General features: G+C 53.5%; 1 protein-coding gene. It reads left to right on the top strand.

The window, feature by feature from the left end:
• A partial coding sequence (gene miaA / locus ACTHUR_RS15425; protein ID WP_440399513.1) for a tRNA (adenosine(37)-N6)-dimethylallyltransferase MiaA occupies positions 1-630 on the top strand: 630 nt, incomplete at both ends.

The raw sequence follows: 630 nt of genomic DNA on the forward strand, positions 1-630 counted from the left end.
CGGTACGGCCAAGCCGACTGCCGAAGAGCTTGCCGCCGTACCGCATCATTTGATTGATATTATTTCGCCGCTGGAAAGTTACAGTGCGGCAGATTTTGTCGGCGACTGCGTGCGCTTGGTGAACGAAATACATGCGCGCGGTCGCTATCCGCTGATTGTCGGCGGTACGATGATGTATTTCCACGCGCTGACGGAAGGTTTGAACGACTTACCTAGCGCGGATGCGGCAGTGCGCGCACAGCTTCAGGCAGAAAAAAACGAACACGGTCTGGCAGGCCTATATCGCCGTTTGCAGGAAGTTGACCCGATTACAGCAGGCCGTCTGAAAGCCAATGACAGTCAGCGTATTGAGCGCGCTTTGGAAGTCTATCTTCTGACCAGCAAGCCTTTGAGCGAACATTTCACAGAGCAGAAGCAGGCTGCGCCCTTATTGGATTTATGCACGGTTGCCCTGATTCCCGAAGACCGCCATTTGTTACACCAGCAAATCGAAAAACGCTTTTTAAATATGCTGGAACACGGTTTCCTCGATGAAATGCACGCCTTACGCCGCGATTATCCGCAGCTGCATGCCGATATGCCGTCTATGCGCTGCGTGGGCTACCGTCAGGCTTGGGATTATCTCGAAGG

Source organism: Neisseria sp. P0021.S007, assembly GCF_051956855.1.